The 21,982-nt window shown below is 44.3% G+C and carries 22 protein-coding genes; 15 read left to right on the forward strand and 7 right to left on the reverse strand.

Features of this window, described 5'->3' with window-relative positions; genetic code table 11:
- Window positions 1-2 precede the first annotated feature (2 nt).
- The 10 genes from nuoH to ACNQO6_RS13890 all read left to right on the forward strand — a co-directional run bounded on the left by nuoH (window position 3) and on the right by ACNQO6_RS13890 (window position 10,857).
- Window positions 3-1,019 carry an NADH-quinone oxidoreductase subunit NuoH gene (gene nuoH / locus ACNQO6_RS13845; RefSeq protein WP_440209334.1) on the forward strand — a complete coding sequence of 339 codons (1,017 nt, stop codon included), beginning with the start codon at window positions 3-5 and terminating at the stop codon, window positions 1,017-1,019.
- Between the two features lie 18 nt (window positions 1,020-1,037).
- Window positions 1,038-1,580 carry an NADH-quinone oxidoreductase subunit NuoI gene (nuoI, locus tag ACNQO6_RS13850; protein ID WP_440209335.1) on the forward strand — a complete coding sequence of 181 codons (543 nt, stop codon included), beginning with the start codon at window positions 1,038-1,040 and terminating at the stop codon, window positions 1,578-1,580.
- Window positions 1,580-2,098: an NADH-quinone oxidoreductase subunit J gene (gene nuoJ / locus ACNQO6_RS13855; RefSeq protein ID WP_171062196.1), complete on the forward strand. Its 519-nt coding sequence runs from the start codon at window positions 1,580-1,582 to the stop codon at window positions 2,096-2,098. The genes nuoI and nuoJ overlap by 1 nt, the downstream gene beginning before the upstream one ends.
- A complete protein-coding gene (gene nuoK, locus ACNQO6_RS13860) occupies window positions 2,098-2,406 on the forward strand; it encodes an NADH-quinone oxidoreductase subunit NuoK (protein WP_343581051.1) in 309 nt (102 codons plus the stop codon). Before nuoJ ends, nuoK begins: the two co-directional genes overlap by 1 nt.
- Window positions 2,403-4,298 (forward strand): NADH-quinone oxidoreductase subunit L, encoded by a 1,896-nt coding sequence (gene nuoL, locus ACNQO6_RS13865; RefSeq protein WP_440209336.1) that lies wholly within the window; start codon window positions 2,403-2,405, stop codon window positions 4,296-4,298. Before nuoK ends, nuoL begins: the two co-directional genes overlap by 4 nt.
- A 1-nt stretch (window position 4,299) precedes the next feature.
- Window positions 4,300-5,907 (forward strand): NADH-quinone oxidoreductase subunit M, encoded by a 1,608-nt coding sequence (gene nuoM / locus ACNQO6_RS13870; RefSeq protein WP_343581054.1) that lies wholly within the window; start codon window positions 4,300-4,302, stop codon window positions 5,905-5,907.
- A gap of 3 nt (window positions 5,908-5,910) precedes the next feature.
- On the forward strand, window positions 5,911-7,407 hold the full coding sequence (gene nuoN / locus ACNQO6_RS13875; protein ID WP_343581056.1) for an NADH-quinone oxidoreductase subunit NuoN: 1,497 nt from the start codon (window positions 5,911-5,913) through the stop codon (window positions 7,405-7,407).
- 106 nt (window positions 7,408-7,513) lie between these two features.
- Window positions 7,514-8,149: a uracil phosphoribosyltransferase gene (gene upp / locus ACNQO6_RS13880; RefSeq protein ID WP_004770784.1), complete on the forward strand. Its 636-nt coding sequence runs from the start codon at window positions 7,514-7,516 to the stop codon at window positions 8,147-8,149.
- 123 nt (window positions 8,150-8,272) lie between these two features.
- On the forward strand, window positions 8,273-8,563 hold the full coding sequence (locus ACNQO6_RS13885; protein WP_005283667.1) for a cold shock domain-containing protein: 291 nt from the start codon (window positions 8,273-8,275) through the stop codon (window positions 8,561-8,563).
- 191 nt (window positions 8,564-8,754) lie between these two features.
- Window positions 8,755-10,857: a TonB-dependent receptor gene (locus tag ACNQO6_RS13890; protein WP_343581060.1), complete on the forward strand. Its 2,103-nt coding sequence runs from the start codon at window positions 8,755-8,757 to the stop codon at window positions 10,855-10,857.
- A gap of 52 nt (window positions 10,858-10,909) precedes the next feature.
- On the opposite strand, the gene gigC is transcribed toward ACNQO6_RS13890, so the two are convergent.
- Window positions 10,910-11,794, reverse strand: a complete 885-nt coding sequence (gene gigC, locus ACNQO6_RS13895; protein WP_440209337.1) for a LysR family transcriptional regulator GigC — start codon at window positions 11,792-11,794, stop codon at window positions 10,910-10,912.
- Between the two features lie 84 nt (window positions 11,795-11,878).
- Between gigC and ACNQO6_RS13900 the strand changes: the two genes are divergently transcribed.
- Complete coding sequence (locus ACNQO6_RS13900; RefSeq protein ID WP_440209338.1) at window positions 11,879-12,640, forward strand: ferredoxin--NADP reductase; 762 nt, start codon at window positions 11,879-11,881, stop codon at window positions 12,638-12,640.
- A gap of 51 nt (window positions 12,641-12,691) precedes the next feature.
- Window positions 12,692-13,015 carry a hypothetical protein gene (locus tag ACNQO6_RS13905; RefSeq protein WP_440209339.1) on the forward strand — a complete coding sequence of 108 codons (324 nt, stop codon included), beginning with the start codon at window positions 12,692-12,694 and terminating at the stop codon, window positions 13,013-13,015.
- A gap of 29 nt (window positions 13,016-13,044) precedes the next feature.
- Here ACNQO6_RS13905 and ACNQO6_RS13910 read toward each other — a convergent pair whose 3' ends face one another.
- Window positions 13,045-13,467 (reverse strand): hypothetical protein, encoded by a 423-nt coding sequence (locus ACNQO6_RS13910; RefSeq protein ID WP_343581066.1) that lies wholly within the window; start codon window positions 13,465-13,467, stop codon window positions 13,045-13,047.
- 206 nt (window positions 13,468-13,673) lie between these two features.
- Between ACNQO6_RS13910 and ACNQO6_RS13915 the strand changes: the two genes are divergently transcribed.
- The 3 genes from ACNQO6_RS13915 (at window position 13,674) to ACNQO6_RS13925 (ending at window position 16,202) form a co-directional block, all read left to right on the forward strand.
- On the forward strand, window positions 13,674-13,874 hold the full coding sequence (locus ACNQO6_RS13915; RefSeq protein WP_343581067.1) for a hypothetical protein: 201 nt from the start codon (window positions 13,674-13,676) through the stop codon (window positions 13,872-13,874).
- A gap of 230 nt (window positions 13,875-14,104) precedes the next feature.
- Entirely contained in the window at window positions 14,105-15,742 is a 1,638-nt protein-coding gene (locus ACNQO6_RS13920) for a mechanosensitive ion channel (protein WP_440209340.1), read from the forward strand.
- A gap of 280 nt (window positions 15,743-16,022) precedes the next feature.
- A complete protein-coding gene (locus ACNQO6_RS13925; RefSeq protein WP_343581070.1) occupies window positions 16,023-16,202 on the forward strand; it encodes a hypothetical protein in 180 nt (59 codons plus the stop codon).
- 45 nt (window positions 16,203-16,247) lie between these two features.
- Here ACNQO6_RS13925 and ACNQO6_RS13930 read toward each other — a convergent pair whose 3' ends face one another.
- From ACNQO6_RS13930 to ACNQO6_RS13950, 5 genes are all read right to left on the reverse strand, one after another.
- The gene (locus tag ACNQO6_RS13930; RefSeq protein WP_440209341.1) at window positions 16,248-17,444 is read right to left on the reverse strand and encodes an NAD(P)/FAD-dependent oxidoreductase; all 1,197 of its coding nucleotides are present in this window, start codon (window positions 17,442-17,444) and stop codon (window positions 16,248-16,250) included.
- Between the two features lie 55 nt (window positions 17,445-17,499).
- The gene (locus ACNQO6_RS13935; RefSeq protein WP_440209342.1) at window positions 17,500-18,372 is read right to left on the reverse strand and encodes a 1-aminocyclopropane-1-carboxylate deaminase/D-cysteine desulfhydrase; all 873 of its coding nucleotides are present in this window, start codon (window positions 18,370-18,372) and stop codon (window positions 17,500-17,502) included.
- A gap of 65 nt (window positions 18,373-18,437) precedes the next feature.
- Window positions 18,438-19,601 (reverse strand): HlyD family secretion protein, encoded by a 1,164-nt coding sequence (locus tag ACNQO6_RS13940; protein ID WP_440209343.1) that lies wholly within the window; start codon window positions 19,599-19,601, stop codon window positions 18,438-18,440.
- 29 nt (window positions 19,602-19,630) lie between these two features.
- Complete coding sequence (locus ACNQO6_RS13945; RefSeq protein WP_343579516.1) at window positions 19,631-21,277, reverse strand: MFS transporter; 1,647 nt, start codon at window positions 21,275-21,277, stop codon at window positions 19,631-19,633.
- Between the two features lie 13 nt (window positions 21,278-21,290).
- The gene (locus ACNQO6_RS13950) at window positions 21,291-21,839 is read right to left on the reverse strand and encodes a TetR/AcrR family transcriptional regulator (RefSeq protein ID WP_005228943.1); all 549 of its coding nucleotides are present in this window, start codon (window positions 21,837-21,839) and stop codon (window positions 21,291-21,293) included.
- Window positions 21,840-21,982: the final 143 nt, after the last annotated feature.

The following is a 21,982-nucleotide window of genomic DNA, read 5'->3' on the forward strand; positions in this document are numbered from 1 at the left end:
TCATGAATCAAGAAATTATACGTCAAACGCCAATTTGGGCTGAGAACTGGCCAATCGCTTATTCAGTGATTCAAGCCATTGTGATCTTGCTGGTGGTGGTTCTGGTTGCTGCATTAATGTCATTTATTGAGCGTCGTCTCTTGGCATTATGGCAAGACCGTTATGGTCCAAACCGTGTTGGTCCGGGTGGTATGTTCCAGATCGTGGCCGACATGCTCAAGATCATGTTCAAAGAAGACTGGACACCAAAGTTTGCTGATAAGTTGACTTTCCGTTTAGCACCAGCAGTTGCAATGGCAACTGCGGTACTTTCATTCATGGTCATTCCGGTAAGCCCTACACTGGGCGTTGCGGATATGAGTATCGGCCTATTGTTCTTTATGGCAATGGCAGGTATCGCAGTTTATGCAGTGCTATTTGGTGGTTGGGCATCTAACAACAAATACTCATTACTCGGTGGTCTGCGTTCTGCTGCTCAAACCATTTCTTATGAAGTGTTCTTGGGTATCTCGTTGATGGGTGTGGTGGCGATCGCAGGTTCATTCAACATGCGTGAGATTGTTGAAGCACAACGTGATATGTGGTTCATCATTCCTCAGTTCTTGGGCTTCCTGATCTTTGTGGTTGCGGGTGTCGCGGTTACGCATCGTCATCCATTTGACCAACCGGAAGCTGAGCAAGAGTTGGCCGAAGGTTACCACGTAGAATATGGTGGTATGAAGTGGGGGATGTTCTTCGTTGCGGAATATGTCAACGTGGTATTGATCTCTGCCTTGATCGTAACTTTATTCTTCGGCGGATGGCTTGCACCATTTAACCTGGAAATTCCATTTGTTCCACCATTATTCTGGTTCATCATTAAAACAGCATTCTTTGTAATGATGTTTGTCTTGGCTCGTGGTTCGTTAATGCGTCCTCGTTATGACCAAGTCATGAACTTTGGTTGGAAAGTTTGTTTGCCATTGGCGTTGGTCAACTTGTTAGTGACTGGTGCTGTGATTCTGATGAATCAGGCCTAGGACAGCAAGGAGTACAAAATGTATAAAATTCTAGCTGGATTCGGATCGATTGTACGTTCGTTGTGGATGGTGTTCAGCCATGTCACGCGTAAACGTGACACAATCATGTATCCAGAAGTACCAGGTGAACAAATTGCACCTCCACGCTATCGTGGCCGTATCGTGTTAACACGTGATCCGGATGGTGAAGAGCGTTGTGTGGCATGTAACCTTTGTGCGGTTGCTTGTCCGGTTGGCTGTATTTCATTGCAGAAAGCGGAAAAAGAAGATGGACGTTGGTATCCGGAATTTTTCCGTATTAACTTCTCACGCTGCATTTTCTGCGGTATGTGTGAAGAAGCTTGTCCGACCACTGCGATTCAAATGACACCAGATTTCGAACTGGGTGAATATGTCCGTCAGGACCTGGTTTATGAGAAAGAAAACTTACTCATTTCTGGACCGGGTAAATATCCTGACTACAACTTCTACCGTGTTACCGGTATGGCAGTGAGTGGTAAAGACAAAGGTCAGGCACAAAAAGAAAGTGCACCAGTTGATGTACGGAGCTTATTACCATGATGTGGCCATTTTATTTGATGGCACTTGTGGCCATTGTTTCGACAGTACGTGTTGTGACCAACACCAACCCTGTGCATGCATTACTTAGTTTGATCGTTTCTCTTCTTGCTGTTGCAGGCATTTTCATGATCGTAGGCGCTCCATTTGCTGGTGCGCTTGAGATCATCGTGTATGCCGGTGCAATCATGGTCTTGTTCGTTTTCGTTGTCATGATGCTGAATCTTGGACAGGATACGATTGAACAGGAAAGTAAATGGTTGACCTCGGATGCCTGGGCATATCCTGCACTGATGAGCTTCTTGTTAGGCTTGATTCTGGTATGGATGTTAGGCGGTGAATACACCACAATTTCTGCGCCAATGGGCACAGAAGTTGTTGGCCCTAAAGCCGTCGGTCAAGCCCTATTTACTCACTATCTATTATTGGTAGAAGTTGCCGCGATGTTATTGCTTGCAGCACTGGTTGCAGCATTCCACTTAGGCAAACGTGAACCAGGTGCAGAAGAGGATAAAGAATAATGGGACACATCCCTTTAGAACATGGTTTGATCGTTGCAACCATCCTTTTTGCACTGGGTTTTTACGGTGTGATGGTGCGACGCAACCTTTTATTTATGCTAATGAGCCTTGAAATCATGATGAATGCTGCTGCTTTGGCCTTCGTCTTGGCAGGTAGTGTTTGGGCACAACCAGATGGACAAATCATGTTCATCCTGATTCTGACCCTTGCTGCAGCAGAGGCATGTATCGGTCTTGCGATCGTCCTTCAGTTTTATCATCGCTTCCATCACCTGGATGTGGATGCTGCTAGTGAGATGCGCGGATGAGTACATTATATTTAACCGTTTTATTCCCGCTCATTGGTTTTATCCTTTTAGCGGCAGGGCGTGACAAACTGTCTGAAAATGTCGCTGCCATTATTGGTGTCGGTTCAGTTGGTTTATCTGCATTATTTGCTTTAATTGCTGGTCTTGCATTTACCAGCAGCGGTCAAACCGTTTTTGTGCAGCACTTATGGACCTGGTTCAGTGTTGGCGGTTTTGAGCCAGGCATCAGCTTGCATCTAGATGGTTTGTCATTGTTGATGACAGGCATGATCACAGGTGTCGGTTTCCTGATTCACATCTTCGCATCATGGTATATGCGTGGTGAAGAAGGTTATGCGCGTTTCTTCTCTTATTTCAACCTGTTCGTAGCCAGCATGTTGTTGTTGGTTCTCGGCGATAACTTGGCGTTATTGTTCTTGGGTTGGGAAGGCGTAGGTCTGTGTTCATATCTCTTGATTGGTTTCTACTACTCAAATCCTGCAAATGGCTGGGCAGCGATCAAGGCCTTCACCGTAACACGTGTGGGTGACGTTTTCTTGCTCATCGCATTGTTCTTGCTTTATCAACAATTTGGTACGTTGAATACACAGTACATTGTTGAAAATGCAGCGACCGTGATGACGCAAAGCTCATCATTGTCGATCTGGACGGCATTGATGTTGTTCTTGGGTGCAGCAGGTAAATCGGCACAGATTCCATTACAAACCTGGTTAGCCGATGCGATGGCGGGTCCAACCCCAGTCTCTGCATTGATCCACGCTGCGACCATGGTAACAGCGGGTGTGTACTTATGCTGCCGTATGTTCTCTGTGATGGAAATGGCGCCAGAAGTGATGCAGTTCATCTCGATTGCGGGTGCAGTGACCTTACTTGTCGCTGGTTTTGCCGCATTGGTGCAAACCGACATCAAACGTATTCTGGCTTACTCGACCATGAGTCAGCTCGGTTATATGTTTATGGCGGTGGGTGCTGAAGCGTACCAGGCGGGTTTATTCCACATGTTGGCTCACGCATTCTTTAAAGCATTATTGTTCCTTTCTTCAGGTGCAGTAATTCTTGCGTGTCATCATGAACAGAACATTTTCAAAATGGGCGGATTACGTCACAAGATTCCATTCGTATTCTGGTGTTTCGTGATCGGTGGCGGCGCATTGGCAGCACTTCCAATCGTGACCGTGGGCTTCTTCTCTAAAGATGCGATTCTGGGTGCGGTATATGCTCAATCGACTATTGCTAACCTTCCGCTTTACAATACCTTGTATTGGGTTGGTGTAGCGGGCGCATTCTTAACGTCGATCTATACCTTCCGTTTAATCTGGGTGGTATTCTTCGGCGAAGAAAAAACCCATGCCCATGCCATTCATGGCGTGACCTATTGGGGCCCACTGGCGATTTTGGCTGCATTGTCAACAGGGATTGGTTACTTCCTGCAAGCACCGGTTGCCAAGTTATTGACGACTGCAAATATTCCTAGTTTTGTCATTCCTGAAACATTAGAAGCTGCTGTTTCTCATGCTGAACATTTAGCAAGTGGTGTTGCCCTTGTTGGTCTGGCTGTGGGTATCTTCTTGTTTGCCTTTGCATATGGTGCAGTTAAATCGTTTGCCCAGACTTCTTTGGGTTCTGGTTTGGCGCATATCTGCCGTACTGCATTCGGTTTCGATGCCTTGTATGACATCGTATTTGTAAAACCTTATTTATTGATTGCGAAAATTTTAGGTCGTGATCCAGTTGACGGTTTATGGTTAGTGCTTCCTGCCATTGTGAAGGGAGGTAATAGCTTTACAAGTTCGCGTCAAACCGGTTCATTACGTGAATACGCATCAAGCATGTCACTCGGTGTAGTGGTGTTATTGATGATCTTGATCGTGATTCAGGTTGTGGGGAAATAAAATGGAAAACAATTTAATTTTACCCGCACTGATTTTAGTTCCATTCATTGCTGGTTTTATTTGCTGGCTGGTCGATAAATTCGACCAGCACTTACCACGCTGGATTGCCCTGATTGGTATGCTCATTACGTTTGGTTTGGGCATCGCACTATGGCAAAGTGGTTCTTATACCTATGAATTAGGCGGACGCTTTCCAGAATGGGCCGCTGTATTTGATGTGCCATGGATCCAGACTTTAGGAATTCATATCACCTTAGCAATTGACGGCTTATCTCTGCTCATGGTCTTGCTGACCGCGCTATTGGGTATCTTGGCTGTTGGCTGTTCATGGGGTGAGATCCAAAAGAATGTTGGTTTCTTCCACTTAAACTTGCTTTGGAGTTTAGGCGGGGTTATCGGTGTATTCCTGGCGATTGACTTGTTCCTGTTCTTCTTCTTCTGGGAGATGATGCTGGTACCAATCTACTTCCTGATTGCGTTATGGGGACATAAAGGTTCAAATGGCCGTTCACGTGTGTATGCTGCAACCAAATTCTTCCTTTATACACAAATTGCCGGTCTGATCATGTTGATTGGTATTCTGGGTCTGGTGATCTATGGATACTCTCAATCAGGTGAGATCAGTTTTAACTATTATTACTTGATTACTGTTGCCAACCATTTGGAACAACACATTCCTGCATTGGCTTATGCATTTATGGTGTGTTTCTTTATTGGTTTTGCGGTGAAATTGCCTGTGTTCCCATTACATGGCTGGTTGCCTGATGCGCATGCGCAAGCACCAACCGCAGGTTCTGTGGACTTGGCTGGTATCTTGATTAAAACAGCTGCGTACGGTTTGCTTCGTTTCGTCATTCCATTCTTCCCAGCTGCATCAGCACAGTTCGCTGACATTGCAATTATTCTGGGCTTGATTGGTATTTTCTACGGTGCATTCCTTGCGTACCAGCAAACAGATATGAAGCGCTTACTTGCGTATACGTCTATTTCGCATATGGGCTTTATCCTGCTTGCAATCTATGCAGGTAATATCCTGACATTCCAGGGCCTCATGATCATGATGCTGGCACATGGCTTGTCATCTGCTGCATTATTCATTATGTCGGGACAAGTTTATGAGCGTTTACACACGCGTGATTTACGCTTAATGGGTGGCCTTCGTGGTCAGCTTCAATACTTGCCGTTCTTCCTGATGTTCTTTGTTGCAGCACTTGTGGGTGTACCAGGTCTGGGTAACTTTATTGGTGAATTCCTGATCCTGATGGGTTCATTTAAAACCTATCCAACCTTCACGATCATTGCTGCTGTGAGTCTGGTCTTTGCTGGTCTTTACGGTTTGATCCTGATTCACAAAGCACTCTTTGGTGAGCCAAATCCAGAGCAAAAACAGCACTATACCACTCCGCTTAAAGACTTGTCTGCACGTGAAGTCAGCATTCTGATGATCTGTGTAATCGGCTTGGTTTGGTTAGGTATTTACCCGCAAACATTCCTGGATATGTCACATTCAAGCATGCAGTGGTTGGTAAATAGTTATATGCCAGTACAAGAAGTTGTCGAAACTGTTCAACAGGCTGCAACTCAACTTGAACATGTGGAGATGCAATAAACCATGAACTTCACAATTTCTTTTTCCGAGCTGATGCCTTTAGCTCCCGTGATGATTGTGGCGCTGACTGCAATTGTGGTGATGTTGCTGACTGCGATTAAACGTAATCACAACCTTATCGCAACAACTTCGGTTGTCGGTTTAAACCTCGCTGCAATCTTTATTGCATACACCATGTTTACTGGGCACTTTGCCCCAGTCAACGTGATGGGCATGTTTATGGTTGATCCATTTACCATGCTTTATCAATTCCTGATCCTGATTGCTGCCTTGGCGTGCTGTACCTTGTCTCATGCGTATATCGAGACGTATAAGGAAAACCGGGAAGAACTTTACATCTTGCTGCTGTCTTCAGTTGCAGGTGCAATGTTACTGGTGGCAAGCTCGCACTATGCAGCATTCTTCATCAGCTTAGAGTTAATGTCGATTCCTGTGTACGGCATGTTGGCGTATACCTATCAACGTAGCCAGTCTTTGGAAGCAGGGATTAAATACCTGGTGCTTTCAGCGACTGCATCTGCAATGTTGTTGATGGGTATGGCCTATATCTATGCATATACCGGTTCATTGTCATTCTATGACTCTGTTCAGGCATTGTTTACTGCCATCAAGCAGCCAATGGTATTACTGGGTTTAGGCTTAATTATCTTTGCTGTGGCATTCAAACTTTCACTTGCGCCATTCCATAAATGGACGCCGGATGTGTATGCAGGTGCACCAGCGCCAATGGCAACTTTCTTGGCTACAGCTGCGAAAGTGGCAACGATTGGTCTATTTGTCCGTTACTTACTTACTTCGGGTGCGATCCTGATTGAGTCAATCGTGACAATCATTACCATCATTGCAGTATTGTCGATTGTCGTGGGTAACTTACTTGCAGTACGTCAAGTCAACTTGAAGCGTATCCTCGGTTATTCATCGATTGCACACTTTGGTTATTTGCTGATTGCTTTAATCAGCATGACTTATGCAAGCTTAGGTAGCGTGACTGTTTACGTGATTACTTATGTACTCACCACAATCGGTGCTTTCGGTGCAGTAGCATTGATGTCGAGCCCGTACAACAACGTTGATGAAGCACAAAGTCTTGCCGACTACCGTGGTTTGTTCTGGCGCCGTCCGATCTTGACTGCAACATTAACTGTGATGATGCTGTCTTTAGCGGGTATTCCATTAACGGCAGGCTTTATTGGTAAGTTCCTTGTTGTGATGGCTGCAGTAACCACACAACACTGGTTCCTCGCTGCGATGATCATTGTGGGTAGTGGTATCGGTTTGTATTACTACTTGCGTGTGATGGTGGTGATGTACATGACACCGCCAGATGTACCTCGTATTGATGCTGATGCACACTGGGGTACTAAAGTGGGTGGTCTGATGGTACTTGCTGCTGCATTACTGGTATTCGTATTGGGTGTCTACCCAGATCCGATGATTAACCTGGCATTGAAGGCTGAGATCTTGTCTCCATTGCACTTTATGTTGTCTCAACAACAGTAATCGTCTGATTTGTACAAAAAAGCCTCCAAAATTGGGGGCTTTTTTATTGATGAGTAAAAAAACGCTTTATAATAGACAAAGATTAATATTACCTAGGTACTCACTCGTGTCGATTCAAGAAATTCGTCATCCGCTTATTCGCCATAAACTTGGTTTACTACGTCGTTCAGACATCAGTACCAAGAACTTTCGTGAATTAGCGCAAGAAGTCACGATGTTACTGACTTATGAAGCAACAAAGGATCTTCCTGTTGTTGAGCATGAAATTGATGGGTGGGCAGGGAAAGTCTCAACTCAGCGTATCGCAGGGAAGAAAATCACTATTGTACCGATCTTGCGTGCTGGTATTGGGATGTTAGAGGGCGTACTGAGCCTGATCCCAAGTGCGAAAGTGAGTGTTTTAGGTTTAGAGCGTGATGAAGCAACTTTAGAAGTACGCACGTACTATAAAAAGTTAGTACCAGATGTAGCAAACCGCTTGGCCATGATCATTGATCCAATGCTGGCAACCGGTAATTCACTTATCGCTGCGATTGATGTATTGAAAGCCAGTGGCTGTAAAGATATTCGTGTTATGGTACTGGTTGCGGCACCAGAGGGCGTAGCTAAAGTTGAAGCGGCACATCCTGATGTTCGCATTTATACTGCATCGATTGACCAAGGATTAAATGAAGAAGGTTATATCGTTCCTGGTCTGGGTGATGCAGGCGATAAAATCTTTGGTAGTGTTCAAAAAGACTAATTTTTGACACATTCATAAAAAGAGACTTGATCTCATCCTGAAGCTGTTTTAGGGATCGATTGAAAGTCTCTTTTTTATTTTTATATACTGTCATCATCGCATTGAGAAAATAGGATAAATGTCATGAAGCAAGAGTTCTATCAAGGCAAAATTAAACAATATAATCCAGACAAAGGCTTTGGTTTTATTGGCACTTCTGAAGGGGATGTGTTTTTTCATATTTCCGAATATCCAGCGGATGCTGAGCCAAAAAGAAATGAAAAAGTGAAATTTATCGTCGTTGAAAATGACGGGAAGTACAAAGCGACCAAGATTGAGCGTCTTGATCCGAATCCTGCCAAAACCAAGAAGACCAAAATTGCAGAGCATAATAATTCGATTACATCGGCATTATTGTCAAACTTCCGTCGCTAAATACACGGCATTTATCCTTTGTTTATTTAGGTATCCACTTAAATATGATGAGAAAAGAGGCTTTAGCGCCTCTTTTTTATTTGGCCTGTAATGGCGTAATATGAAATAGTTACTACCTGTTAATGATTTTTATTATCATTTGTTAATTTGTCTTATATAATGTGATCAAATTTTTATCGGGGTCTGATTACATGAAAAAGAATCTATTATTTTTATCTCTCATTGCATTACCGATGTTTGCCGTTGCTGATGAAAATACGGTTTTACCAACGATTAAGGTGAAAGCCGGTCAGCAAGACAGTTATGCGAATGGCAAGCTTAAGAAAAATTCAAACCTAGGCAGTTTAGGCAATAAATCCATTATTGATACTCCATTTTCTGTCACAACTTATTCGGATAAGCTGATTCAGGACCAACAAGCTGAGACTGTTTCAGAAGTATTAAGAAATGATCCAAGTATTCGTGAAACCACCAATGCGGGGCATTTAAATGAAAATGTTCAGATTCGTGGTTTTAGTGTAGGGTTTGAAGACTACAATCTAAATGGATTGTTCGGAATGGCACCGACTGGCCGTATTCCAACAGATATTCTTGAGTCTGTGACTGTATTAAAAGGTCCAAATGCTTTAGTGGCAGGTATGGCGCCAGCAGGGAGTGTCGGTGGTGTGGTCATGGCACAGACTAAACGTGCCAATCGAGATCTGACTCAAGTATCTGCCAGTTACGAAGATGGAGGATATTATAAATCTGGTGTTGATATCTCTCGCCGTTTAGGGACAAATCAAGAATTTGGTATCCGAGCAAGCGGATCTTATGGTAGCGGAGAACATCTGATTGAGGGAATGGATGATCGCAATGCAACAGGTGTGCTTGCACTGGATTATACGACAGAGCAATTAAAACTAAATTTTGATGCCTATGCGATGCGGGATCATCGGGAAGGTGGTTCTCCAGCCATGGTCTCAATGGGCACGATCAAACAGGTCATTGCAGCTCCAGATGGCAACAATAACTATTTTCCAAAAATTGAAGGAAAGCAAAATAGCCAATATGCTGGATTGTCTGGAGAATATAAATTTAATCCAGATTTAAAAATGTTCGCAGCGGTGGGATATACGGAAAAAGAATATTCGGGTCATCTTTTTGGTACGCGAATGATTGTGCAAAATGCTGAAACAGGAGCAGCAAAGTCCCAATATTATCGAGTGGGGACACAGGAGCATAATGTTGCTGCAAATACGGGGCTGGAAGCAAAATTCGATACGGGAAGCATCAAGCATACAGTTGGGTTAAGGGCTGATTATTTAACACGTAAATATTGGCAGCATGCGGCTGCAACGGTATCGGCTTTTGATACCAACCTGTATCACCCAGCAGACAATGGCGCAATGCCGATCAATTATCCTGACATCGTTCCTTATGCAGATAACCGCTATGTGAGTTATACTCTGACTGACCAGCTTTCTATGCTAGATGACAAGTTGCAGTTGATTCTCGGAGCACGTTATCAGGATATTGATACCAAAAATTTGTTTAAAAAAATTGATTACTCCGCAGATAAGGTTTCTCCAAGCCTGGGTATTGTGATTAAACCTTTCGGTGACAACCTTTCATTGTATGCAAGTTATGTTGAGGGCTTATCTGAAGGCGTTGAAGTATCCAGCATCACTTATCCAGAAGCAAAAAACAAAGGTGAAACTTTTGCTCCCTATCAAACCAAGCAATATGAAATGGGGGCAAAATACCAGGCAGGTTCATGGTTCAATACATTCGCCCTATACCAAATTGAAAAACCAGATGTATATCAGGACAATGCTTCTTCCACTGTAAAAGATGATGCGAAAACCCGTTCACGGGGGATTGAATGGTCATTCTCAGGCAATGTGATAGAGGATTTAAGTCTATTGGGCCATCTGGCTTATATAGATGCGGAATATGTAAAGTCTGGTAAGCCTGCGCTGGAGGGAAAAACCGTTTATGGCATACCTGATTTCACTGCGGGACTGAGCTTAGACTATAAGATCCCACATATTGATGGCTTGAGTGTAAATACACGGGCAACCTACGTGAGCAAACAGTATTTAAATAATTCAAATACTTTAGAGCTGCCTGATTATACGATTGTTGATTTAGGCGCTAAGTACGCGACTAAACTTGGTGGCGTAAATACAACTTTTAGAGCCAATGTTGATAACGTTGCTGATAAAAAGCATTGGGCAGGCGTATTTAATAATGATTATGCCATTATTGGTGCGGGTCGTACTTATAAACTCGGTGTGAGCTTCGATTTTTAAATTGAACTGCATAAAAAATGCTTCCAAATGGAAGCATTTTTTATTTTAAAAGTTATATCTGAGCTTCACAAAATTGTAAAAAAGCTTTTAAGCCAGGCCCTTGATATTTTTGACGATGTACCAGCATATAAAGTGGACGGGTTAATTCCCAATAAGGGGTATCAAGAATCACCAACTGACCTTTTTCCTGAAGCGGTTCAATTGCCAGCTTGGAGATACAGGACATGCCTAAACCACCGGCGACGATTTTTAAAATGGCTTCGTTATGGCCCAGGGTTAAACGGATATTGGCATCGGGTAAATCTTGTAAAATGGCATTATCAAAGACTTCACGTGTGCCCGAACCTTCTTCACGCAAGATCCATTCCACTTCATGAAAATCTGCCGGTGTAATCGGGCGGTTGAGTTGTGCCAGCGGATGCTCCGGCGCACAGCACACGGCCAGTTCGTCATTGCGCCAATGAATACATTGCAGTTGCGGTAAATGACAGGAACCTTCAATTAAGGCCAGATCAAGCTGGAACTGATTCACTGCTTCGATCATTTGGCGGGTATTACCCACTTGCAGTTGCAGATGTGCTTGTGGATGACATTGTAAGAAATCAGCCATCAGATCAGGCATTAAATAATCACTGATAGTGAGTGTTGCCCCAAGACGTAAATCAATGCTCTGTAACTCACCTTTGGCAGCTTGTTCAAAAGCGTCGCAACGCCCTAAAATTTCAAGTGCTTGAGGAAGTAAAAAACGTCCTAAATCATTGAGTTGTAATCGTTTACCTAGGCGATCGAAGAGCGGTGCACCCAGACCATCCTCTAAATCTGCTAAGGCCATACTTGCTGCACTTTGTGTGAGACGAACAGCATCACTCGCTTTGGTTACAGTTCCCTCTTGAGCGACCGCCACGAAAACAGCCAATTGGCGTAAAGTCATGCGCATGTTAAATAGCCTTAATGTTTTGAGTATCCATCATTTATTCGATCATGCTAACATGAGCCTACTGTTTCGTGCCACGTTCAAATCATGTCAATTGAAAAATTTAGCGTAGAAAAGGTTTTATCTGTACAGCGTTGGACTGACAATCTGTTTAGTTTTACCATGACCCGTCCAGCTCATTTTAAGTTCACCGCAGGGCAGTTTGCCCGGATTGGCTTAATGGTGAATGGCGAACTGGTGGTTCGTGCTTATTCTGTGGTGTCTTCACCCTTTGATGAAACGCTAGAATTCTTTTCAATCGTGGTACCCGATGGCGCATTTACCTCAAATCTGCAACACCTGAAAGTGGGTGACGAGCTGTATCTGGAAAAGATTTCCTATGGTTATTTAACTTTAGCGCGTTATCAGCAACCTTTGCCACAAGATTTGTGGCTGTTGGGGACCGGGACTGGCCTGGCGCCGTTCTTATCGATGTTACAAGACTTTGAAACATGGAATAAATATCAGCAGATCAATCTGGTTTACAGCGTTCGTACCGAATCCGAGTTGGCTTATGTGGAGCGTATTCAGGAGATTGCAGCCTTATTTGGCGAAGGGCATACGGGCTTTAAGTTTATTCCGATTATTACCCGTGATCCGAATGCCGTCTTGCATGATCGCTTGCCTGTGCTGATTGGCAATGGTGAGTTAGAAAAAGCAGCAGGACTCTCTTTTAACCGAGACAGTAGTCATGTGATGTTATGTGGTAATCCGCAGATGGTGGAAGATACCAAGGAAGCCTTGAAGCAACGGGGTCTGATTATGAACCGCCGTGGTGAAGGCAATATTGCCGTGGAGAATTATTGGTAAGGTCAGGATTTCGTCGTTTCAGCTTATTCAATAATACGGAAAAACAATAATATGAAAGAACAAGTTGGAAAAAAGAGAATAGGCAAAGTACCTTATATGGCTTTTTTTGTCGGTCTGCTGCTAATGCTTGTGTTGCTCATTTATAGCTACACGACGGTTTATGCTGGAGGCTGGGGCGATTTAAGCCGAAATATCATGGTTGGGCTGTGCTTATTGGTTTTTGCAGTCTATTGCCTGTTCTTTTTTATTTGTTCGTTGTACCTTTGGGTGATTTATCACAAACAGCCCAACTTGGATTTATCTCCGACAAATTGGGCTATGGGATTACATGGCTTGGCAGTTGGGTTGATATTATTGTTTTTTGCAGGAAGCTAAAGCCATAAGACCATAAATTAAATACAAAATTAATGGACAAACATATCCATAAATTCACGAATTTCCTGAATCGCGGTGTCTACATCGGTGGTTAGCCAAGTCGGTTCAAATAAGCCGATATAGTGCTCCAGGCGTTCTTGAGGAACGACCAGACGGACAGGACAATCTTCTTCAAGCAGGCGCCACGGCAAGATCGGAACTTCATTATCCAAAAATGGTTGTACATTACGAATATCAACAATCATGGCGTTGATACAGTCCGGTAAAGGCATCACCGAAAACTCTTCTGTACGGCGACGGAAATATTCCAGATCACCCCATTTCAGGATATAGCTTGGCTTATTAAACTCAATAATACCAATCAAATGTTCATCGCGTGTGTGATGTAAAAAACATTGATGTGTGACATCAGTGTCCAAATCAAGAGAAACACTTTGTTGGCTATAGGACATAAAGCAAAACATTTAAAAAACGGGACTGAGCATTATAGCTTATTTTTGTTGCCCGCTAAAGCCGCCTATATTTTAAACAAAAAAATAAATAAAAAAAGTAGAGTTCTGCAACCAGTGCAACGATAGTCCGAAGCTTCTTCACACAATGCTACATAGGGGGTTGCTAATATAAGTATTGAAAAGTAATAAGGAAGAGGGCTGCTATCATGCATGATTTTAGTAAGCCACAACCCCATGTGGCGAGCAAAGAAGAAATTACCAAAAAGAGAAGATTACCCGTTTATATTCTGATTCTGGTGGGAATCTTTCTGATTGCATTACTTGTTTATATGGTTGCTGATCATTCGGCTAATCCAACTGCGCAAGTGATCATGTCACCTATGCAGTCGGCAGTTCTGAATGCTTAGACAAGCATATTTTAAGACCGAGAATTAATTCTTCAAAAAGCTCATTGGTGTGAATCAATGGGCTTTTTTGCAATATTTTGCGCACTTTTTGTTGTATTAGTGCTGCCATTTATTGATTGGAAAATAGACAAAAATTATGGTGGAAGCATCCATAAATCATGTTCTTAGTTCATAGAGCAAGCATGGGTGGTTTAGACCAAAACTGAAAAACACAACATAAGGATAACAACATGAATGATTTTTTTAATGACCCCTCCAACCGCGGAGGATTTGATGCAATGTATTATTGGGATCAATTTCATCCTATTTTAGCTGCGATTGTCATTCTGCTGGTCGGCTGGATTATTGCTCTGGTTGTGGCAGCTGGTGTGAAAAAATTACTGCAAAAACTTGATACCAATCATAAATTGTCGTCTGCAACTGGTCGTACCCCAAATATTGAGAATCTGATTTCCAAGCTGGTGTTCTGGTTCATCATGATTCTGGCTGTTGTGGGTGCATTGAATGTTTTAAATATCAGTGGTGTGAGTGATCCGTTTAGCAATATGGTAGGGCGTATTCTGGCCTTCATCCCTAATCTGTTTGCTGCTGTTGCCGTGGGCTTCATTGGCTGGATTGTTGCCCGTCTGGTCCGTGCAGGATTAACCAATGTCCTTGCAAGAACCGAGCTGGATGAGAAGCTGAGTGGTGAAGTTGGTGTCAGTTCACTCAGTAGCAATATCGGTGAGATTTTCTACTGGCTGGTTTTATTGCTGTTCTTGCCAATCGTGTTGTCGATTTTAGGCTTAACAGGATTACTGATTCCTGTACAGAACATGGTGAATGAAGCGGTGGCTTATTTGCCGAACCTGTTTATTACAGGTGTGATTATCTTTGTGGGGTATATTCTTGCGAAGATTGTCCGTGGCATTGTAGAAGGTCTAAGTAATAGTCTGGGTTTACAGACGCAGGCCGAGAAAGTCGGGTTATTTAAAAACTCAAATGTCTCTAAGTTTTTAGGCTCTTTTGTCTTCGCCGTTATTATTATTACGACTTTAATTGTGGCATTTGAAGCACTTGGTATCGAAGCGATTTCCCAACCGGCGACTTCAATGCTGAATCAAATCATGCTGGCGATTCCACAGATTATTGCCGCAGGCCTGATTTTAATCGTGGCTTATATTGTTTCGCGTTTCGTCGGACGTCTCGTGGCTGAACTGATTTCAGGTGCAGGCGTTGATGAAATTCCAATGAAACTCGATATTCAACGTTTCCTTGGGCAAACACGTGTTTCGGATATTGTTGGCTGTCTGATCGTGTTCTTCACCATGCTGTTTGCAGTCTCAGAAGCGGCAGACCGTCTTGGTCTGGAACAGGTGAGTGTACTGATCGCCATGTTTATCCAGTTTGGTGCAAGTATCTTACTGGGTGCAGTGATTCTGGTAATCGGCTTCTGGTTGGCCAATGTGGTTGCCAATGTGGTTCAACGTGGTGAATATAATAGCTCTCGCTGGTTAGGGAATCTGGTCCGTATCTTAATTATGGGTCTGGTGATTGCGATGGGCTTAAAAGCCATGGGTATTGCAGATTCTATTGTCAATCTGGCATTCGGTTTAACGCTGGGTTCGGTTGCAGTCGCATTTGCATTGGCTTTTGGTTTGGGCGGTCGTCAACCTGCAGAGCGTTTACTCTCTGATTTATTGGATAAGGCAAAAACAGAAGGTAACAAACCAAATCCGTTACATAAGGAAGAGGTTAAGCCAGCAGCACCTGTAAGACCAACGCCAACAGCGCCAACGACTCCAGTAAATCCTGTGAGTCCGACGCCAGCGTCATCAGAAACTCCGGCGAGTCCAACACCTCCAACTCCGCCATATTCGGATGAATAGCAAAAAATAATCTTTGATTTTTCGAATCAATTCGACCACTCTAAGCAGGGTGGTCGAATTGTTTTATCCTTTTTATCGGTCTTTATTTAACAGGGTGTCTGGAGTCGACAGGACACAAGTTTTGGAATCCCGCTCAGCGAATGATGTTGCAAAATCCGAGTAAAATGGAATGATCTGCGCGTACATTCGATTGGGGAGAAGTGAAAATTGGCCTAAAAAGCAATTCATTTATAGATGAAGTACCCATAGTCTCTCAATAAAAAGTTGATAGGAGAACAGAATGAAGAGGCCAAATCGTGTATTTGCACCGGTTATAATTGCAGGTATTACTGTTGGTTTTTTGGCAAGTGCCTACAAATTTGTGGTGGCGAAATCAAGTCCAACCAAAGAAAAATCAATCGAAAATACGCAGAAAATACCATCTTCAGAAGCAGCTAACTCTTCAGATGAACAACATTAAGTATTATTTCATCTGAAAAATTGTCTGTCTGCATTAAAACCATTTTTAAACGAATTGGGCTGCTGCCTGTGCAGATGACCATGCCCACTGGAAGTTATAACCGCCCAAGTGTCCGGTCACGTCCAGTACTTCGCCAATAAAATAGAGGCCTTTCTGCTTTTTACTTTCCATGGTTTTGGATGAGACTTCGCTGGTGTCGACACCACCCAATGTCACTTCTGCGGTGCGATAACCTTCGGTTCCAGAAGGTTTGACCGAGAAAGCATGGAGTTGTGCTGCAATCTGTTCCAGTTGCAGGTCGCTGATATTGCCAATCGCAGTTTCACTTTGCTCTGCCCAGATCAATTGCTGTAATTCCAGCACGATACTTTTGGCGGTAAATTCGCTGAGCAGGGTCCGTAGCAGCACCTTCGGTTGAGATTTTTTCTTGGCCTTGAAAAATTCAGCAAAGTCCTGACTTGGGAAGAAATCAATTTTAAAGCTTTCACCGACATGCCAGTAGTTGGAAAGTTGCAAGGAACTTGGGCCGCTAAGTCCGCGATGGGTAAACAGTAAGGCTTCGGTAAATTGATGACGCTCATTCATTAGCGTTGCATCCAGTGCATTACCACTTAGACGTGTCGTTACTTCTTTAAACTGGTCAGAGAAGGTAAACGGAACCAGACCTGCACGGGTCGGGTAAACATGATGCCCGAACTGCTGTGCCAGCTCATAGCCAAAGCCTGAACCGCCTAAAGTTGGAATAGACAAGCCGCCTGTGGCAACCACCAGCGATTCACACTGATAAGTCCCCTGACTGGTTTCAATGCTAAAACCTGATTCTGCTTGTGACTTGACTTGCAGGACTTCACAATGCGTCTGAATCTGTACACGCTTGGCTTTCGCACATTCTGCCAGTAACAGTTCCAGGATTTCTTTTGATCCTTTCAAGGTAAATAGCTGACCGTGCTTGCGTTCTTCATATTCAATTCCGTATTCGCATACCAGACCAATAAAATCCCAGTTGGTATAACGGGTCAGGGCAGAAATGACGAAATGCGGATTTTCAGAAAGATAGTTCGCAGGTTCGACCTCCAGATTGGTAAAGTTACATTTACCGCCACCAGACATCAAAATCTTCTTACCGACTTTATTGGCTTTTTCCAGTACAGCAACCGAGCGCCCACGTTTGCCTGCTTCTGCAGCCAACATCAAGCCTGATGCACCTGCACCTAAAACAACAACATCAACTTGATGAATCATGGGAGAAATACTCAAGAGCGGAAAAGCGGGCAATTATAAAAGATTTATGCAGCTTTTAGTATGTTTTCAATTTTCCTTGTAAACCCCCTGTGTGAATCGCCAGAATACGGGTATGTTCTGGGAAATGCTCCCTCTGCATCAGGTCAAACAGACCCATCATCATTTTAGCCGTATAGACCTGTTCCAAAGGAATTCTGTATTGCTGTTCAAACTGTTGCATGAATTGTAGGAGGGCTGGACTGGTTTTGGCATAGCCACCGCAACTATAGGCATCAGTTAAAGACCAGTTCTGTCTCTTTGTCCATTGTTGAATGTCTTGTTTCAGAAAATCCCCTTTTAAGGCAGAAAAGCCCAGCACATGCTGTCGATCAGAACTGCTTTCAATCAGTCCGGCCATGGTTCCACCAGTACCGACTGCACAGCAAATCACGTCATAATTTTCTCGGTCATCTTCAGTTAAGATTTCCTGTGTTCCTTGTAGAGCCAGTGCATTAGTGCCTCCTTCAGGAATAATCCATGCTTGTGGATAGCGCTGTTGTAATTGCTGTAAATATGCGGTTTCATGGCGCAGCCGATATTCGGCCCGACTCACAAAATGCAGATGCATACCCAAATCATGCGCGGTTTGTAGAGTAGGGTTTAAGGCTTGCGAAGCCAACTCTTCACCCCGAATCATGCCAATACTTTGTAAACCGAAGTGTTGAGCGGCATAGGCCGTTGCTGCAATGTGGTTGGAGAATGCACCGCCAAAGGTCAGTACTTGTGTCAAAGCTTGTTGCTGTGCGGCAAGCAGGTTGTATTTGAGCTTATAAAACTTATTGCCCGAAATGTGCGGATGAATCTGGTCCAGACGCTTAATGGTCAGTTGAACCGAACCGGGAAGTGCTAATGTTTGATAGGGAGTGGGGAAAGCAATGTGATCAAACATTTTCGAACAAGAGAAATAAATTTGACCACATTGTAAATGGATTTGATTGAGAAAGTCAGTATCGTTTAGGAACTGGTATCTACCGAAGTAATCACCGACATCCCGGGACGTAAATTTTCTATGCCTTGCTGATTCGGATCTACGGTGATCCGCACCGCAATACGTTGTACCACCTTGGTGAAATTACCCGTTGCATTGTCAGGCTTCAACACACTGAATTCTGAGCCAGCCGCAGGTGAGATCTGTTCGACTTGTCCGGTGAATTTCTGATGATTCAGGGCATCTACCGTGAAAGAGGCTTTTTGACCAATTTTCATATTGGCAATTTGGGTTTCCTTAAAGTTGGCAATCACCCAGGTTTGTCGCGGAATTAAATACAGCAATTGTGTACCGGCAGCAACGTACTGGCCCACGCGTGGGTTGACTTCGCCTAGTTGACCATCCAGCGGTGCCACTATGGTACTGTAATCCTTAGTGGTATTGGCCTGATCCAGTTGCGCCTGTGCACTATTGACCTGAGCCTTTAAACCGGCTTGGGCCACTTGCGCTGTTTTTAAGGCTTCTTGCGCGACCTGAATATTGGCTTGGGCCTGTTTCAGCAAGGCAAGGTTATTCTGTGCATCGGCCGCAGCTTTATCCTGTTCTGATTTTGATGCCGCACCACTATCGCCAAGTTGTTGGTAGCGTTTGAGTTGCGCGACGGATAAATCGTATTGTGCCTTGACCTGATCCATTTTGGCCTGCGCCGCAACCACATCGGCCTGACGCTGGGCAATAGCCTGTGTCTGATTGGCAAGGCTATTTTGCGCCTGCTCTACACCAGAGACAGCTTGAGTCACTTTCTGGTCATAGGTGGTTGCATCGATATGCATGAGTACCTGACCCTGTTTGACATGATCAAAGTCCTTGACCAGCACATCCTTGATGTAGCCATTGATCTGTGAAGAAAGAATGGTGGTTTTACCTTTCACATAGCTGTTGTCGGTCTGTTCAATCGCTGTGTGAAAGGGGCCGATTCGCCATGCCCATAAAATAATCGTGATCCCGACAATAAGCACCAGTAGCATCCACCATAAGGTTGAACGCTTGGTTTTGATCAGCTTACTGGTTGGCGGTGGTGGAGGCGGTGGCATTTGAGCCACCGCTTCTGGCGCCTTTTCAGCTGGAACCGTCTGGTTTTGCTCGCTGTTCTGAGCATTGGTGTTTTCTGGTTTATCTTGTTCAGACATAATGTTTTCTCAATCAAATACCATCAGGGTTAACTGGCTGCTTGCAGATTTTTTCGCGTTATGTACTTGTTACGCACATATTTAAATAAGCCCCATAACAGTAAAACCACAGCAAAAATGCCATTTAAGACAATCACATCGTTATAGGCACGAACCTGTGCTTCGCGGGTTACCACTTTGTTCAGGTTCTGCAAGGCCTGATTATTTTGCAGGACCGGATCATTGGTACTCACCATGGCACTGCGCTGATAAGCCTGTAGGCGTTGGGCCACCAATGGATCGGTCGGGTCAAGATTGCTGTTGATCTCGACTTTATAATCATAGGTATGGTGTTGCTGGTAGGTATTAAAGAATGATGAACCGACCAGACCACCAAAGTTTTGCGTCGCTGAGAACAGGACAATAAAGGTCACTACATATTGCGGCCCCCGTTGCAAGGTACGCATAAAGCCCATCAGCAGCAGTGGTCCAATAAAGACGCCACCGGCAAAGCTCACTAAAAACTGACTACGATAGAAATTGGCCGGGCGTACATCACTGGTCAGGTGATAATCCAGTGCACAGGCAATCAGAATCAGGATTTCAGCAAGGAATAAATTTAAAATTAATCGTTCACGGTGGAAGGTCAGGGCACTAAAAACCGAACCGGCAATGGTTCCGCAAAAGATCACCACATATAACGGCACGAACTGGTCTGGACCCATGCCCATGGTCTTCAGGAAATTCACGGCTGCATAACTTTGCTCTGACATCAGCAGGCGTAATGCAAACGCACTGACCACAAAACTGAGTAAGTCACCCGCCGCCAGCCAGCGGGTCATGATCAGCGGATTGGTCCGGTAATGTTCGTAGGTGAGACCCAACACAATCAGACAGAAGCCCACGATCAAGGTATAAGCCAGCCACGGACTATCGAACCACCATAGAATTGGTCCTTGGGTGAGCACGATACACAGACAGGCAAAGCCGGGTGCCAACAGCGCAAAGGTAAAGAAGTCCTGCTTCTCGAACACTTCCAGACGCAAGCTGCGTGGCAATTTGAGCGATACCACCATTGCAAAACAGCAAATGGCCAAACCTAGCTCAAAGGTATAAATCACATCCCACTGGTTTGCACTGAGGAGGAACGGTGAAATAATCCAGGCCAATGGCAATCCCAATTGCTGGAAGCCGAAAGCCAGATAAATGCCTTTGGCCATATCGGCCTTGCCAAAGGCCTGCATGGTGTAATACATGCCGAGCGAGCTGAGGGGGGCTGCGGCCAGACCCGCAATGAAACGGACAAAGAGCGCCATTTCATAGGTTTTGACAAAGATGTGCAGAATCAGTACGCCAATAAAAACCAGTAACCCGATTTCTGAAAACAGACGTAAGCCATATTGCTGACGGGCCTTAAACAGAATCAGGTTTGAACTGACATTGGCCATGACATAGGCCGCAGGGAGCCAAGCCGCTTGTGAAGCGGTTAATCCATATTCCCCCTGAAAAATCGGTAAATTGGCAACAATGAAACCATTACTGAGACTGGCAGCAATACAGATCAGCAGGCCAATAACAAAGTAGGCGAAACGTTTCGGGCGAGCATGTGCAATCGCTGCAGGCGAGCCAGGTAAGGTTGGACGCTCGTCCGCAGACCAATCCGGAGGAGTCTCTAGATAGCGAGGGCTTTTATCCATATTTTTCCTCGAACTATACTTTAATGCCGTTTAATAATAATTCTATTGCGCGTTTCGCCAGCCGTAACTGGTCGCTCGCCTGATGCCCCTGAAAGGAGGACCCCAAAATCGCGGTGATCATACCAAAATCCTGAGGGGTAAGATCAGCACGACATAACTGGTGCTGGATCGCCTGATCAATCAGCGGTTGTAATGCTTTATCGCGTCGTTCATAAATGTTTAGCATGATTGGGTCTTGACGATCAATGATGCGCCAGTAATCAATCAGCACCACCAGCTGTGGAATCTGTTCGATATGACCTTCGATTAAACGGATAAAGCCATCATTAAAGACCCGTAATTCTTTGGCCTTCTGCTCCAGACGCGTGATGGCCCGTTCCAGCAAAGCTGCAATCAAGGCTTTACGATCAGCAAAATTACGATAAAAAGTTGCCCGTCCCACACCGGCATGATCAATGATGGCCTGTAAAGGCACATGAACCCCTTGCTTGCGGAAAATTTCCTCTGCGGCGTTGAGGAGTTCATCACGATTGTGAGCCGCCAATTGCTGACGTTTTGCCATGACCAAGACTCGTGGAAGATATAATGTGAATTAAACGGACATTTTTGTCCGAAGTAAATATGTAGCGAAAATTTATTTTGTTTATTTTCGGTAAAATCCATCGTAGAAGATATTTTTCCAAGTGCATACAGTGTTAAAAAATA

This window comes from Acinetobacter calcoaceticus (genome assembly GCF_051947995.1).
GTDB lineage: Bacteria > Pseudomonadota > Gammaproteobacteria > Pseudomonadales > Moraxellaceae > Acinetobacter.